The sequence below is a fragment of the Streptomyces sp. NPDC046831 genome (genome assembly GCF_040645305.1).
Classification (GTDB): domain Bacteria; phylum Actinomycetota; class Actinomycetes; order Streptomycetales; family Streptomycetaceae; genus Streptomyces.
Window position 1 is genome coordinate 18,145 of record NZ_JBEYXZ010000017.1, and the last position, 14,070, is coordinate 32,214.

The window sequence follows — 14,070 nt, forward strand, 5'->3', positions numbered from 1 at the left end:
ACTCCCGTCTCACTCTGTGAAACGCAAGTTCAAATTCCCGTGGGACGCGCCACCCTGGTAGTCACAGCGGCCCGTGCAACGACGGGCCCGGTGGCGTACGCCCGGTGGGGGGCGCGGGCGCCGTCTCCTCAAGATCTCTAGTTGGGTCGGGCGTCCGCGTCCGGCCGGAGGGAAAGCGATGGGTAGGACACTCGCGGAGAAGGTCTGGGACGACCACGTCGTCCGGCGCGCCGAGGGCGAGCCCGACCTCCTCTTCATCGATCTGCACCTGCTGCACGAGGTGACCAGCCCCCAGGCCTTCGACGGCCTGCGCAAGAGCGGCCGGACGGTGCGCCGGCTCGACCTCACCATCGCGACCGAGGATCACAACACCCCGACCCTCGACATCGACAAGCCGATCGCCGACCCGGTCTCCCGGATCCAGCTGGAGACGCTGCGCAAGAACTGCGCGGAGTTCGGCGTCCGGCTGCACCCGCTGGGCGACGTCGAGCAGGGCGTCGTGCACGTCGTCGGCCCGCAGCTGGGCCTGACCCAGCCGGGCACGACCGTCGTCTGCGGCGACTCGCACACCTCGACGCACGGCGCCTTCGGCGCGCTGGCCTTCGGTATCGGCACCTCGCAGGTCGAGCACGTGCTGGCCACCCAGACGCTGCCGATGGCCCGTCCGAAGACCATGGCCATCACGGTCGACGGCGAACTGCCCGAGGGTGTGACCGCCAAGGACCTGATCCTGGCGATCATCGCCCGGATCGGCACGGGCGGCGGCCAGGGCTACGTCCTGGAGTACCGCGGCCCCGCCATCGAGAAGCTCTCGATGGAGGCCCGGATGACCATCTGCAACATGTCCATCGAGGCCGGCGCCCGCGCGGGCATGATCGCCCCCGACGAGACCACCTTCGAGTACCTCAGGGGCCGCCCGCACGCCCCGCGGGGCGAGGACTGGGACGCCGCGGTCGCCTACTGGAGGACGCTGCGCACCGACGACGACGCCGTCTTCGACGCCGAGGTCGTCATCCGCGCCGACGAGCTGTCGCCGTTCGTCACCTGGGGCACCAACCCCGGCCAGGGCGCGCCGCTTTCGGCGGCCGTCCCCGACCCGGCTTCGTACGAAGACGCTTCGGAGCGCCTGGCCGCCGAAAAGGCCCTGGAGTACATGGGGTTGGAGGCCGGCCAGGCGCTGCGCTCCATCAGGGTGGACACCGTCTTCGTAGGCTCCTGCACCAACGGGCGCATCGAGGACCTGCGGGCCGCCGCCGACATCCTGCGCGGCCGCAAAGTCGCCGACGGCGTACGGATGCTGGTCGTCCCGGGCTCGGCGCGCGTGGGTCTGCAGGCCGTCTCCGAGGGCCTGGACGTGGTCTTCAAGGAGGCCGGCGCCGAGTGGCGGCACGCGGGCTGCTCGATGTGCCTCGGCATGAACCCCGACCAGCTGGCCCCGGGCGAGCGCTCGGCGTCCACCTCCAACCGCAACTTCGAGGGCAGGCAGGGCAAGGGCGGCCGGACGCACCTGGTGTCGCCGCAGGTCGCCGCCGCCACCGCCGTGACGGGCCACCTGGCCTCCCCGGCGGACCTGACCGAAGCCAACGCCGCCCGCACGCCCGCTGGAGTCTGAGCATCATGGAAGCCTTCACCACCCACACCGGCCGGGCCGTTCCGCTGCGCCGCAGCAACGTCGACACCGACCAGATCATCCCCGCCCACTGGCTCAAGAAGGTCACGCGCGACGGGTTCGAGGACGGCCTGTTCGAGGCCTGGCGCAAGGACCCCGAGTTCGTGCTCAACCGGCCGGAGCGGCAGGGCGCCACGGTCCTGGTCGCCGGCCCCGACTTCGGCACCGGCTCCTCGCGCGAGCACGCCGTCTGGGCGCTGCAGAACTACGGCTTCAAGGCCGTGATCTCCTCCCGGTTCGCCGACATCTTCCGCGGCAACTCGCTGAAGAACGGCCTGCTGACGGTCGTGCTGGAGCAGAGCGTCGTCGACGCGCTGTGGGAGCTCGTCGAGCGGGACCCGCAGGCCGAGGTGACCGTCGACCTGGTGGCCCGCGAGGTGCGCGCCGAGGGGATCACCGCCTCCTTCGAGCTGGACGAGAACTCCCGCTGGCGCCTGCTGAACGGCCTGGACGACATCTCCATCACCCTGCAGAACGAGGCCGACATCTCCGCCTACGAGGCCGGGCGCCCGTCGTTCAAGCCGCGGACGCTGCCGGTCTGATCCGCCGCCGCCGGCGGTGATCCACCCCTGAGGAGATCACCGGCCGGGCCGGCGGCCGGTCGACTTTCGGCCACCGCGACACCCCCGCCGTACCCCCGATCACCACGATCGGGGGTACAGCCGTTTTGGGGCACCCGCACCCCGGGGCGTCGTCGCGCCGGAACTCAACGTCCCACGTTAGAGGGGTTGTTGCGGGGGTACGCGTTCCCCCGAGGGCCTGGCCGCGGCGGCTGCGGGGCGCGCCGTCGAAGGCGGCAGTTACCCCCTGCGCAGGCGACAACTCGCCCCAGATGGCACAATCTGTGCATGGACAACGACGGCCAACTCCAGATCTATACGGCGGTCGCGGCCCAGCTCAAGGAAGCGCACTCCCGGGTGCGCGCACTGCAAGTCCCGGAGGGCGTACGGATGGCGCTGACCCGGAAGCTGCTGGTCATCACGGCCGCGGCCAAGCACGATCCCGCCGGTGCGGCAAGGCGTCTGGAGAGGTTCACGGCCGACCTCGACGAGGGGCGAATCCCCGAAGAGGAAGGCTGAACAGCCCGGGACCGTCGAGTCTGCTGCGGCACAAGGGTGATTAGCCCGTTTCGTGTTTGATTTGCGGTATATATCTGCCTAACGTGCGAAAACGCTTGAACACTTTCGTTCCGGCCAGGTCTCCGAAGGGGAAGACGTGAACAAGGCGCAGCTCGTGGAAGCGATTGCCGACAAGATGGGTGGCCGGCAGCAGGCCGCCGATGCTGTCGACGCGGTACTGGACGCCATCGTCCGCGCGGTGGTCGCGGGTGACCGGGTCTCGGTCACCGGCTTCGGGTCCTTCGAGAAGGTGGACCGCCCGGCCCGCTACGCACGCAACCCGCAGACGGGTGAGCGTGTCCGGGTCAAGAAGACCTCCGTTCCCCGCTTCCGGGCCGGCCAGGGCTTCAAGGATCTGGTGAGCGGCTCGAAGAAGCTCCCGAAGAACGACATCGCGGTCAAGAAGGCGCCCAAGGGCAGCCTGTCCGGCCCGCCGCCCACCATCGCCAAGTCGGTCGGCAAGAAGGCCGCGGCGAAGAAGACGACGGGCGCGGCGAAGAAGGCCGCCACGAAGAAGACGGCGGCCGGCGCCCAGAAGACGACGGCGAAGAAGACGACCGCGCAGAAGACCACCGCGGCCGCCAAGAAGACCGCGGCCACCAAGACCGCGGCGAAGAAGACGACGGCCAAGAAGGCCCCGGCGAAGAAGGCGACCGCCACCAAGGCCCCCGCCAAGAAGTCTCCCGCCCGCAAGACCACGGCCAAGAAGACCGCCGCCCGCGGCAAGTAGGGGCGCGAGGGTACTCACACGCCGGGCCGGACTCCCCGAGGGAGCCCGGCCCGCGGCGCGTTCGGGGCGCGGTCGGTCTGTTCAGAAGGTCTGCAGCGTCACCAGCGTGATCCGCAGGGCCGCTCCCTCGCCCTCCGTCTCGATCCGCACCCGCTGTCCCGGGCGCAGCAGCCGGAGGCCGCCCGCGTCGAACGCCGGCGCGTCGAAGGGCACCGGGGTGCCGTCGTCCAGGAGCACCTGCCCGCTGCGGCTTTCGGGGTCGTACCTGTACGCGGTCGCCTGCATGACGGCAGCCTACTGCCCCGGAACGGCGCCGTGGCGGCCCGCCGACCCGGACTGCCGGGCGGGCCCGGGCAGCCGCGCGGCCACCGCGGCCGTGCGTGGCCCCACCCCGAGGGCCAGCGCGGCGCGCAGATCCTCGCCGGTGTCCACGTCCTGGCGCACGGAGTCGACCGCCTCCGGCGACAGTTCCACCGCGCCCGACGCCCGGTGCAGCGCCCGGGAACCGGAGCCGAACGCCGGCCGCAGATCCCGGCCGGGGCCGGCCGCGAGCAGGGTCGTGCCGACGGCCGCGGCGTCCGGCAGGAAGGCGCGGGGGAATTCCGCGGCCGCGTCCAGGACCCGGGTCAGTTCCCCGGGGCGCAGGGCGGGAAGGTCGGCGTTCAGGGCCGCGACGGCACTCAGCGGACGCGCGGCCCGCACGACCGTCGCGCCGTGCGCCAGGGCGGCGTTCAGCCCGGCCCGCGGATCGTCGGGGACGATCCGGGCACCCAGCGCCGCCAGCTCCCGCCCGGCCAGCGCGTCGTCCGTGACGACCGCCACATCGCGCACCGCCGGGCAGCCGAGCGCGGCCGCCACGGTGTCCAGGGCGAAGGCGAGGGCCAGCTCCGGACGGACCCCGTCCCCGGCGGTGTCGGCGAGTCTGCTCTTCGCCCGCGTCAGGGGCTTGAGCGGGATGACCAAGGTCCACTGCACGCGCGTTCGTCCCTCCCTTGTCGCCCCCATTGTCCCCCGGCCGCCCGTGGTGCCGGTGCGCGAAGCCCCTGCCGAACGACATGACGAGACTCGGGCGGGCGTACGGTGTTCTCGACAGACCGGCGGCCTGGGGCGACACTTGTGCGGCCCCCCAGGTCCTAGAGGAAGGTGACCGCGTGCCCCGCCGCAGAATCGGCTTCTGGTACCGCTTCGCAGCGGTGATCTGCAAACCGCCGCTGGTGGTTCTGGTCAAGCGGGATTGGCGCGGAATGGAGAACATTCCGGCCGGTGGCGGCTTTATCACCGCGGTGAACCACAATTCACACGCCGATCCCTTCCTTTACGGACATTTCCAGTACAACACCGGACGCGTCCCGCGATTCCTGGCGAAAAGCGGCCTTTTCAAGAAGGGATTCGTGGGCGCCGCGATGCGCGGCACCGGGCAGATCCCCGTCTACCGCGAATCCACGGACGCGCTGAGCGCCTTCCGGTCCGCGATCGACGCCGTCGAGCGCGGCGAGTGCGTCGCCTTCTACCCCGAGGGCACTCTCACCCGCGACCCGGACGGCTGGCCGATGACCGGCAAGACCGGCGCCGCCCGCGTCGCCCTGCGCACCAAGTGCCCGGTGATTCCCGTCGCCCAGTGGGGCGCCAACGAGCTCCTGCCGCCCTACAGCAAGAAGCTACGGGTCTTCCCCCGCAAGACCCACCGCGTGCTGGCGGGTCCGCCGGTGGACCTGTCGCGCTTCTACGACCGTGAGATGACTCCGGAGCTGCTGAAGGAGGCCACCGGGGCCATCATGGCGGCCGTCACCCGCCAGCTGGAGGAGATCCGCGGCGAGAAGGCGCCCGACACCCCGTACGACCCGCGCCGCGAGCGCCGGGAGCAGCGCCGGCGGACCCAGGCGCAGACGCACGGCAAGGCCGCACCGGCCGGACAGGGAGAGGAGCTCAGCACGTGAGCAAGCCGGTCAAGGCGGCCGTCTTCGGCACCGGATCGTGGGGGACCGCCTTCGGCATGGTCCTCGCCGACGCCGGCTGCGAGGTGACCCTGTGGGCCCGCCGTGCCGAACTCGCCGACGCGGTCAACTCCACCCGGACCAACCCCGACTACCTGCCCGGCGTGGAACTGCCGGAGAACCTGCGGGCCACGACGGACGCCGCCGAGGCCGCCCGCGACGCCGACTTCACCGTCCTCGCGGTCCCCTCGCAGACGCTGCGCGGCAACCTCGCCGAGTGGACGCCGCTGCTCGCCCCGGAAACGGTCCTGGTGTCCCTGATGAAGGGCGTCGAACTGGGCTCCGCCATGCGGATGAGTGAGGTCGTCGAGGACGTCGCCAAGGTCGGCGCCGACCGCATCGCCGTGGTCACCGGTCCGAACCTGGCCCGCGAGATCGCCGCCCGCATGCCGGCCGCCGCCGTGGTGGCCTGCACCGACGAGGACGTGGCCCGGCGGCTGCAGGCGGTCTGCCACACGCCGTACTTCCGCCCGTACACCAACACCGACGTCGTCGGCTGCGAACTCGGCGGCGCCGTCAAGAACGTCATCGGCCTGGCCGTCGGCATCGCGGACGGCATGGGGCTCGGCGACAACGCCAAGGGCTCGCTCATCACGCGCGGACTGGCCGAGACCACCCGGCTGGGCGTCGCCCTGGGCGCGGACCCGCTGACCTTCTCCGGGCTCGCCGGCCTCGGCGACCTGGTGGCGACCTGCTCCTCGCCGCTGTCGCGCAACCACACCTTCGGCACCAACCTCGGCAAGGGCATGACCCTGCAGGAGACCATCGCGGTCACCCGGCAGACCGCCGAGGGCGTCAAGTCCTGTGAGTCGGTGCTGGATCTGGCTCGCCGGCACGGCGTCGACATGCCCATCACCGAGACCGTCGTCGGCATCGTGCACGAGGGCAAATCGCCGGTCGTCGCCCTCAAGGAGCTGATGTCGCGCAGCGCGAAGCCGGAGCGCGGCTGAGCGGTGCCGGGGGCGCCCGGCGCCGTCCTTCGGCCATCCGCACCACGCTGAGCGACCGTCCGTGCGACGCTGAGCGACCACGGTGAGCGGGCGCTGACTTGGCGCATACCAGCGGGTACTCTCATCGCGATATGAGCACCGAGAACCTCCCCCAGAGCCCTGAGCAGCCGACCCGCAAGCCGCGTGTGGCCGTCGTGTTCGGCGGGCGCAGCTCCGAACACGGGATCTCCACCGTCACCGCCGGCGCGGTGCTGCGTGCCATCGACCGGACCAAGTACGAGGTCCTGCCGATCGGCATCACGCGGGACGGCCGTTGGGCCCTCACCGCCGACGAACCGGAGCGCATGGCGATCACCGACCGCCGCACGCCCAGCGTCGAGGAGCTCGCCGAGCCGGGTGACGGCGGCGTGGTGCTCCCCGTCGATCCCGCCAGCCGGGAGGTCGTCTACAGCGAACCCGGCTCGGTGCCCAAGGCGCTCGGCGAGGTGGACGTGGTCTTCCCGGTGCTGCACGGCCCCTACGGCGAGGACGGCACGCTCCAGGGCATGCTGGAGCTGTCCGGGGTGCCCTACGTGGGCTCGGGCGTGCTCGCCTCGGCCGTCGGCCAGGACAAGGAGTACATGAAGCGGGTCTTCACCTCCTTCGGGCTCAAGGTCGGCCCGTACGTGGTGATCCGGCCGCGCGAGTGGCAGCAGGACCCGGCCGCCGCCCGCAAGAAGGTCGTCGACCTGGCCGCCGAGCACGGCTGGCCGCTGTTCGTGAAGCCCGCCCGGGCGGGTTCGTCGATCGGCATCACCAAGGTCGAGGACCTCTCCGGCCTCGACGAGGCGATCGAGGAGGCCCAGCGGCACGACCCGAAGATCCTCGTGGAGGCGGCGCTGCGGGGCCGTGAGATCGAGTGCGGCGTGCTGGAGTTCGAGGACGGCCCGCGCGCGTCCGTGCCGGCCGAGATCCCGCCGCCCGAGACGCACGCCTACTACGACTTCGAGGCGAAGTACATCGACTCCACGCCCGGCGTCGTACCCGCGCCGCTGACCGAGGAGGAGACCGCCGAGGTGCGCAGGCTCGCGGTCGAGGCGTTCGAGGCGGCCTCCTGCGAGGGCCTGGTGCGCGCCGACTTCTTCCTCACCGAGGACGGCGAGTTCGTGATCAACGAGATCAACACCATGCCCGGGTTCACGCCCATCTCGATGTACCCGCAGATGTGGCAGGCGACCGGGATCGCCTACGGCGAACTGGTGGACCGGCTCATCCAGGCCGCCCTGCGCCGCCCGACGGGCCTGCGCTGACGACGCCCCGAAGGACGCGCGTGACCGGGCCGTGCTCCACCGCGGCGAGAGGCCGCGCCCAGGAGCACCGGCCGGCCGCCGGGCCGGGGGAGCGGCGCGGACCCGGGCCGATGCGGACGTTGCCTCCCGGCTAGTCGGCGACCCCGATGGGGATCGTCCTGCGCACGGCGGGCGCCAGGCTCACCAGCGGCGCGACGCCGTGGTCCCTCCGCCCCGCGGGGATCGTCACCTCCACGTACGCCAGGCGCAGGGTGGTCGTGAAGCGAAACGATCCGTCGCCCTGCTCCTGCAGCAGCCAGTCCACGCCGTTCACCTCGGCCGCCTCGGCCTCCGGGTCGTTCAGCTCGGCGGGCCGGGGCACCCCGCAGCGCAGTATGATCGCCGGGCTTCCCCAGCCCGCGGTCAGCGCGGAGGCGGGCTCGGGGTCCTGGCGGCTCGCCCCGTCCACCGTCCGCGGCAGTGCCCCGTCCAGGGCGCGGCACAGCTTCGCCGCCGCCGCGCCCGGGCGGGGGACCGCCGCGGTGGCGCCGTGGTCCGCCGAGGAGCAGCCCGCCGCGGCGATCAGCACGGCGAGGACGGGCAGACCGATGAGCCGGTGACGCGAAGAGTTCACCGGCCAAGGGTAGACGGGGGCTACAGATGCACGACCGGGCAGGTCAGGGTTCGGGTGATGCCGTCCACCTGCTGCACCTTCGCGACCACCATGCGTCCCAGGTCGTCGACCGTGTCGGCCTGCGCGCGCACGATCACGTCATACGGCCCCGTCACGTCCTCGGCCTGGATCACCCCCGGGATCGAGCCGATCGTCTGCGCGACGGTCGACGCCTTGCCGACCTCGGTCTGGATCAGGATGTACGCCTGTACCACGGAACCTCCAGGGCGGCCACGAGGATCATGTGGGGAAAAGGAACGCCACGGTACCGCGTCGCCGCTCGCCGCGGGGAGACCCGGGCGGACCGCGCATCGCGCGCCGGGATGAAGGTACGACAGAGGTGACGGTACCGAGGACCGCGTCGACGCGCGACCGGGAACGGACAGGTACAGAAGGGGTGAAAGGGCAATGAAGGGCACTGTTGGTGAGCTCGGGGAGTTCGGGCTCATCAGGGAGCTCACCTCCCGTCTCACCACCACCCCGGCGGTCCGGGTCGGCCCCGGCGACGACGCCGCGGTGGTCGCCGCCCCCGACCGCAGGGTCGTGGCGAGCACCGACATCCTGCTGGAGGGGCGGCACTTCCGCCGCGACTGGTCCACGGCGTACGACGTGGGGCGCAAGGCGGCCGCGCAGAACCTCGCGGACATCGCCGCCATGGGCGCCGTGCCGACCGCGCTGCTGCTCGGCCTGGTCGTCCCCGCCGACCTGCCGGTGACCTGGCCCACCGAGCTGATGGACGGCCTGCGCGACGAGTGCCAGGTCGCGGGCGCCGCCGTAGTCGGCGGCGACGTCGTGCGGGGCGACACCATCACGGTGTCGATCACCGCCCTCGGCGATCTGCGCAACCACGAGCCGGTGACCCGCGCCGGCGCACAGCCCGGCGACCTCGTCGCGGTGACCGGCTGGCTGGGCTGGTCGGCGGCCGGGTACGCGGTGCTCTCCCGCGGCTTCCGCTCCCCGCGCGCCTTCGTCGAGGCCCACCGCCGCCCCGAACCGCCGTACCACGCGGGCCCCGCGGCCGCCGGGCTCGGCGCGACCGCGATGTGCGACGTCAGCGACGGGCTGATCGCCGACCTCGGGCACATCGCGGAGGCGAGCAAGGTCCGCATCGACATCCGCTCGGGCGCCGTCGACATCCCCTCCCAGATGCACGACATCGGGCAGGCCGTCGGCGTCGATCCGCTGCAGTGGGTGCTGACCGGGGGAGAGGACCACGCGATCGTGGCGACGTTCCCGCCGGACGTGAAGCTGCCCGCCCGCTGGAAGGTGATCGGCGAGGTGCTGAACCCCTCCGCGCTGCCGCAGGTCACGGTCGACGGGGCGCCCTGGAGCCGGCAGGGCGGCTGGGACCACTTCGGGGACATCGAGTCGTGAGCGGGCGGGGGGCACCGCCGAGGGTGCTGACGGTGGCCGGCTCCGACTCCGGCGGCGGCGCCGGGATCCAGGCCGACCTGAAGACCATGCTCGCACTCGGCGTGCACGGCATGAGCGTGGTCACCGCGGTGACCGCGCAGAACTCCCTCGGTGTCCAGGGCGTCTGGGAGCTGCCCGTTCAGGCGGTGCGGGCCCAGTACCGCAGCGTCGTCGACGACATCGGCGTCCAGGCCGTGAAGACCGGCATGCTGGCCTCGGCGGAACTCGTCGAGGCGGTGGCCGAGTTGATCGCCGGCACGGACGCCCCGGCGGTCGTCGACCCGGTGGGCGTCTCCAAGCACGGGGACCCGCTGCTGGCCGCGTCCGCGCTGCGGAGCGTACGGACCCGCCTGCTGCCGCTGGCCACCGTCGCCACGCCCAACCTCGACGAGGTGACCCAACTGACCGGCGTGCGGGTCGAGTCGGAGGCGCAACTGCGGGAGGCGGCCGAGGCGGTGCTGGCGTTCGGGCCGCGCTGGGTCCTGATCAAGGGCGGCCACCTCACCGGCGCCGCCGTCGACCTGCTCACCGACGGCTCCGAGGAGCACTGGCTGCGCGCCGACCGGCACGACAACCGGCACACCCACGGCACGGGCTGCACCCTCGCGTCGGCGATCGCCGCGCAGCTCGCCAAGGGACAGTCCGTGCCGGCGGCCGTCGCGGCGGCCAAGGAGTACGTCACCGGGGCGATCGCGGCCGGGTTCGCGCTCGGCGGCGGGATCGGGCCCGTGGACCACGGGTGGGCCCTGCGGTCTCAGGCGGGGTAGGCGGGGTAGGCGGGCAGCTCGATGTTCGTGGCGGCCTTCTCGGTCAGCCGCCTGAAGAACCCCGGCATGGCCCGGGAGGCGAGCAGCCGGTACATGCGGTCCCGGCCCGGATCCGCCGCTCGGTCGGCGGTGCGAAGAACGGGCCCGCGGTGCCCGCGATCTTCTGGCAGCCCCTGGCGAAGGGGGTGATCCGGCTCTCGTACGCGGCGAGGACGCGCCACACCTCCTCGTACCCGGTGAGGGTCTCGGCGGGCCGGCCGGCGGCGTGCAGGGCCCGCATCAGCTGACCGTGCAGCCGCTCGCTCGGCGGATGGCGGCGAGGGTGCTGGCGCTGCGCACACCCGGGGAACCGGTCACGCGGGCGGCGCGGGCGGCCTGAGGCCGCGTACGCGCGCGGGCCCGGGGGCCGGGTGGGTGCGCCCCCGTTCGAGGGCACGGCAAAAAGCCGGTCCACCACTCGGGGTGGACCGGCTCAGTGCAGCGAACCAGGCAGTGGCCGCGCGCTCAGCTGTTGCGTCAGCGCCCGACCTTGCCGGCCTTGATGCACGAGGTGCAAGCGTTCACGCGCTTCGGCGTCCCGCCCACCACGGTACGCACACGCTGGATGTTGGGGTTCCAGCGGCGGGGCGTACGGCGGTGCGAGTGCGAGATGTTGTTGCCGAAGCCCGGCCCCTTGCCGCAGACGTCGCAGTTGGCAGCCACGGGTCACTCCAAAGACTTCAGATGCACTTACGGTTGATCCCGGCATACCGAGATCACAGGCTCCAGGAGCGCTCGCGATCTGAGTGGCGTTGCCAGGGGGAATGGCCCGACCAGGATCGGGCAACCGGAGCAGCATACAACGGCTGCGCCCGTGGAACGAAACTACCACGGCGGCCGCCGGGCCCCTCCGCCCCTCCTCCGGTCCGGCGCCCCCGCGGGGTCTAGTCTGCGTCCAGTCCAGCAGCTCAGGGAGGCGCAGGTGCCGCAGACGTTCGATGCTCTCGCGGTGCGCACCTGGTGCGGTCTGGCGCTGCGGGCACTGGGGCGGGCGCGCGAGGAGATCGACGCCATCAACGTCTACCCCGTCGCCGACGGGGACACCGGCACCAACCTCTACCTCACCGTCGAGTCCGCCGCCGCAGCCGTGGAGGCGGTGTTCACGGCCCACGAGGTCGACGCGGGGGACGGCGGCGCGGGCGGCGGGAACGGCACGCGCAGGACAGGGGACGAGCAGGGGCCCGCGGGCCCGTCACTGGGCGACGCGGTACACGCGATGGCCCACGGCGCGCTGATCGGGGCGCGCGGCAACTCCGGCACGATCCTCGCGCAGCTGCTGCGCGGCATGGCCCAGGTGCTCGCCGCGGACGGTGAGCGGCCCCACACCGACGGACGGGGCCTGCGGCTGGCCCTGCGGCGCGCGGCCGACTCCGCCCGGCAGGCCGTGGCGCGCCCGGTGGAGGGCACCGTGCTCTCGGTGGCCTCGGCCGCGGCCGACGCGGCCGGCGGCGCGGGCGAGGGGGATTGCGGGACCGTCGCGCGGGCGGCCTACGAGGGAGCGTGCGCGGCGCTCGCCGCGACCCCCGGGCAGCTGGCCGCCCTGGAACGCGCCGGAGTGGTCGACGCCGGCGGCCGGGGCCTGGTCACCGTGCTCGCCGCGCTGGTGGAGACGCTCACGGGACGGGCACCGGGGACGGAGGCGGCGTCCCCGGGGACCCCGCACCCGGCATCACCGCCGCCGGCGAGGACGCGGCCGGCCCGGGTGCCGGGCGCGAGACCACCCGGCACGGCCGCGCCCGGGACCCGGGTCCGCCGCAAGGCGGCGGCACACGCACGCGTGCCGGACACCGGGGAGGAGGAGCCCGGCGAGGCCGCTCCGCGGGAATGCGCGCTGGATGAGGCCGCTCCGGACGAGCGCGCCCGGAACAAGGGCGTCCGGGACGAGGCCTTTGGGGAGGAGGGCGCTCTCAGCGAGGGGGCTCTCAGCGAGGGCGCTCCGTGCGGAAGCGGTCCGGACGAAGGCGCCCGGGACGAGGGCGTTCCGGGCAAGGGCGGTCCAGACGAGGGTGCCCGGGACGAGGGCGGTCCGGACGAGTGCGCCCTGGACGAGACCGGTCCGGGCGAGGGCGGTCCCTCCTTCGAGGTGATCTACCTCCTGGAGGCCGACGACGCGGCCGTGACCCGCCTGCGGCAGCGGCTCGACGCCCTCGGGGACTCCCTCGTCGTGGTCGGCGGCGACGGACTGTGGAACGTCCACGTGCACGTCGACGACGCGGGCGCCGCCGTGGAGGCGGGTCTGGAGGCCGGGCGGCCGTACCGGATCCGGATCACGCACTTCGGAGCGGGCGACGTCCACACCACCGGCGCCGGACGGCCGCCCCGTGCACGCGTCCAGCGCGCCGTCGTCGCCGTCGTGCCCGGCGAGGGCCTGGCCGGCCTGTACGCCGAGGCCGGGGCCACTTCCGTGCTGGCCCGCCCGGGCGAACCGCCCGCCAGCGGCGAACTCGTCGAGGCCGTGCGGCGCGCCCACGCGCGCGAGGTGGTGCTGATGCCCAACGACGTCGACCTGCGCGACACCGCTGCCGCCGCCGCCGAGCAGGTCCGCGGGGAGGGTGTCCGCGTGGCCCTCATCCCGACCCGCTCGGCGGTCCAGGGCATCGCCGCCCTCGCCGTGCACGAGCCCGGCCGCCGCTTCGACGAGGACGTCGTCGCCATGACGTCGGCGGCGGGCGCCACCCGCTACGCCGAGGTCACGGTCGCCGAACGGCAGTCGTGGACCACGGCTGGCATCTGCCAGGCCGGGGACGTCCTCGGTCTCGTCGACGGCGACGTCGCCGTGATCGGCTCGGACGTCACGGCCGTCGCCGAGACCGTCCTGGACCGCATGCTCGCGGCCGGCGGCGAACTGGTCACCCTCGTCCTCGGCGACGACACCCCGCACACCGTCGCCGACCACCTGGAGTCCCGCGTCCGCACGACCTACCTCGCCGTCGACACGGTGGTCTACCGGGGCGGCCGGCAGGGGACGCTGCTGCTGATCGGCGTGGAGTAGCAGCCGCACGGGGACCACACCGCAACACCCGCCTCCGGCCGCCCGACCGCCCCGCCTCCGGCCGCCCCGCGGGCGGCCGGGCCTCTGCGGGGCGCGCCCGGGGGCCTGAACGGCCCCGTCCGGGCGAGCGGCTGCCGCTCTCGCCCGCCGCCCGGGACGTCGTGGGCGGGGCGTCGTTCGGGTGGGTCGCCGGACGGACGGTCACGGGTGATCGCCGCCAGGGTCGCTGGACGTATTCGCTGAGCGCGGTGCCACAGACGCCGGGCGGCGTCCCGGCGGGTGGCCGTCCGGCGGCCTGTTCGGTTCGCGTCTGATCGGCCCGCCGCACGCCGAGCCGTGCGGCCCGCCCGATGCCGTCCCTCGCGGACGCGTGCCCCGCCCGGTGCCGTCCCGCGCGGAACCGTGCCCCGCCCGGTGCCGTCCCGCGCGGAACCGTGCCCCGCGCGGGACGGCACCG

The 14,070-nt window shown here is 73.4% G+C and carries 16 protein-coding genes; 10 read left to right on the forward strand and 6 right to left on the reverse strand.

What is annotated here, in order from left to right; genetic code table 11:
• The first annotated feature begins 178 nt into the window (after positions 1-178).
• The 4 genes from leuC (at position 179) to ABZ920_RS16740 (ending at position 3,517) form a co-directional block, all read left to right on the forward strand.
• On the forward strand, positions 179-1,612 hold the full coding sequence (gene leuC, locus ABZ920_RS16725) for a 3-isopropylmalate dehydratase large subunit (RefSeq protein ID WP_361504620.1): 1,434 nt from the start codon (positions 179-181) through the stop codon (positions 1,610-1,612).
• Between the two features lie 5 nt (positions 1,613-1,617).
• The gene (gene leuD, locus ABZ920_RS16730; protein ID WP_361504623.1) at positions 1,618-2,211 is read left to right on the forward strand and encodes a 3-isopropylmalate dehydratase small subunit; all 594 of its coding nucleotides are present in this window, start codon (positions 1,618-1,620) and stop codon (positions 2,209-2,211) included.
• A gap of 306 nt (positions 2,212-2,517) precedes the next feature.
• Positions 2,518-2,748 carry a hypothetical protein gene (locus ABZ920_RS16735; protein WP_361504626.1) on the forward strand — a complete coding sequence of 77 codons (231 nt, stop codon included), beginning with the start codon at positions 2,518-2,520 and terminating at the stop codon, positions 2,746-2,748.
• 136 nt (positions 2,749-2,884) lie between these two features.
• Complete coding sequence (locus ABZ920_RS16740) at positions 2,885-3,517, forward strand: HU family DNA-binding protein (protein WP_361504629.1); 633 nt, start codon at positions 2,885-2,887, stop codon at positions 3,515-3,517.
• Positions 3,518-3,598: 81 nt separating this feature from the next.
• Here ABZ920_RS16740 and ABZ920_RS16745 read toward each other — a convergent pair whose 3' ends face one another.
• Positions 3,599-3,802 carry a hypothetical protein gene (locus ABZ920_RS16745; protein WP_361504632.1) on the reverse strand — a complete coding sequence of 68 codons (204 nt, stop codon included), beginning with the start codon at positions 3,800-3,802 and terminating at the stop codon, positions 3,599-3,601.
• A 9-nt stretch (positions 3,803-3,811) separates the two neighbouring features.
• Positions 3,812-4,492 (reverse strand): 2-phospho-L-lactate guanylyltransferase, encoded by a 681-nt coding sequence (gene cofC, locus ABZ920_RS16750; protein ID WP_361504635.1) that lies wholly within the window; start codon positions 4,490-4,492, stop codon positions 3,812-3,814.
• Positions 4,493-4,668: 176 nt separating this feature from the next.
• Between cofC and ABZ920_RS16755 the strand changes: the two genes are divergently transcribed.
• The 3 genes from ABZ920_RS16755 to ABZ920_RS16765 all read left to right on the forward strand — a co-directional run bounded on the left by ABZ920_RS16755 (position 4,669) and on the right by ABZ920_RS16765 (position 7,750).
• Entirely contained in the window at positions 4,669-5,454 is a 786-nt protein-coding gene (locus tag ABZ920_RS16755; protein ID WP_361504638.1) for a lysophospholipid acyltransferase family protein, read from the forward strand.
• Complete coding sequence (locus ABZ920_RS16760) at positions 5,451-6,461, forward strand: NAD(P)H-dependent glycerol-3-phosphate dehydrogenase (RefSeq protein ID WP_361504641.1); 1,011 nt, start codon at positions 5,451-5,453, stop codon at positions 6,459-6,461. The genes ABZ920_RS16755 and ABZ920_RS16760 overlap by 4 nt, the downstream gene beginning before the upstream one ends.
• A 131-nt stretch (positions 6,462-6,592) precedes the next feature.
• On the forward strand, positions 6,593-7,750 hold the full coding sequence (locus ABZ920_RS16765; RefSeq protein ID WP_361504644.1) for a D-alanine--D-alanine ligase family protein: 1,158 nt from the start codon (positions 6,593-6,595) through the stop codon (positions 7,748-7,750).
• A 130-nt stretch (positions 7,751-7,880) separates the two neighbouring features.
• Here ABZ920_RS16765 and ABZ920_RS16770 read toward each other — a convergent pair whose 3' ends face one another.
• Together ABZ920_RS16770 and ABZ920_RS16775 are read right to left on the reverse strand one after the other, a co-directional pair.
• Positions 7,881-8,363, reverse strand: a complete 483-nt coding sequence (locus ABZ920_RS16770; RefSeq protein WP_361504646.1) for a DUF3515 domain-containing protein — start codon at positions 8,361-8,363, stop codon at positions 7,881-7,883.
• A gap of 20 nt (positions 8,364-8,383) precedes the next feature.
• Positions 8,384-8,617, reverse strand: coding sequence for an Lrp/AsnC ligand binding domain-containing protein (locus tag ABZ920_RS16775; protein ID WP_361504649.1), 234 nt, complete (start codon positions 8,615-8,617; stop codon positions 8,384-8,386).
• A gap of 193 nt (positions 8,618-8,810) precedes the next feature.
• Between ABZ920_RS16775 and ABZ920_RS16780 the strand changes: the two genes are divergently transcribed.
• Positions 8,811-9,776, forward strand: a complete 966-nt coding sequence (locus tag ABZ920_RS16780; RefSeq protein ID WP_361504651.1) for a thiamine-phosphate kinase — start codon at positions 8,811-8,813, stop codon at positions 9,774-9,776.
• Positions 9,773-10,582: a bifunctional hydroxymethylpyrimidine kinase/phosphomethylpyrimidine kinase gene (gene thiD, locus ABZ920_RS16785; RefSeq protein ID WP_361504654.1), complete on the forward strand. Its 810-nt coding sequence runs from the start codon at positions 9,773-9,775 to the stop codon at positions 10,580-10,582. The genes ABZ920_RS16780 and thiD overlap by 4 nt, the downstream gene beginning before the upstream one ends.
• A gap of 43 nt (positions 10,583-10,625) precedes the next feature.
• On the opposite strand, the gene ABZ920_RS16790 is transcribed toward thiD, so the two are convergent.
• A complete protein-coding gene (locus ABZ920_RS16790) occupies positions 10,626-10,862 on the reverse strand; it encodes a hypothetical protein (RefSeq protein ID WP_361504657.1) in 237 nt (78 codons plus the stop codon).
• 236 nt (positions 10,863-11,098) lie between these two features.
• Positions 11,099-11,284, reverse strand: a complete 186-nt coding sequence (gene rpmB, locus ABZ920_RS16795; protein WP_361504660.1) for a 50S ribosomal protein L28 — start codon at positions 11,282-11,284, stop codon at positions 11,099-11,101.
• Positions 11,285-11,543: 259 nt separating this feature from the next.
• Between rpmB and ABZ920_RS16800 the strand changes: the two genes are divergently transcribed.
• Complete coding sequence (locus tag ABZ920_RS16800; protein WP_361504663.1) at positions 11,544-13,613, forward strand: DAK2 domain-containing protein; 2,070 nt, start codon at positions 11,544-11,546, stop codon at positions 13,611-13,613.
• Positions 13,614-14,070: the final 457 nt, after the last annotated feature.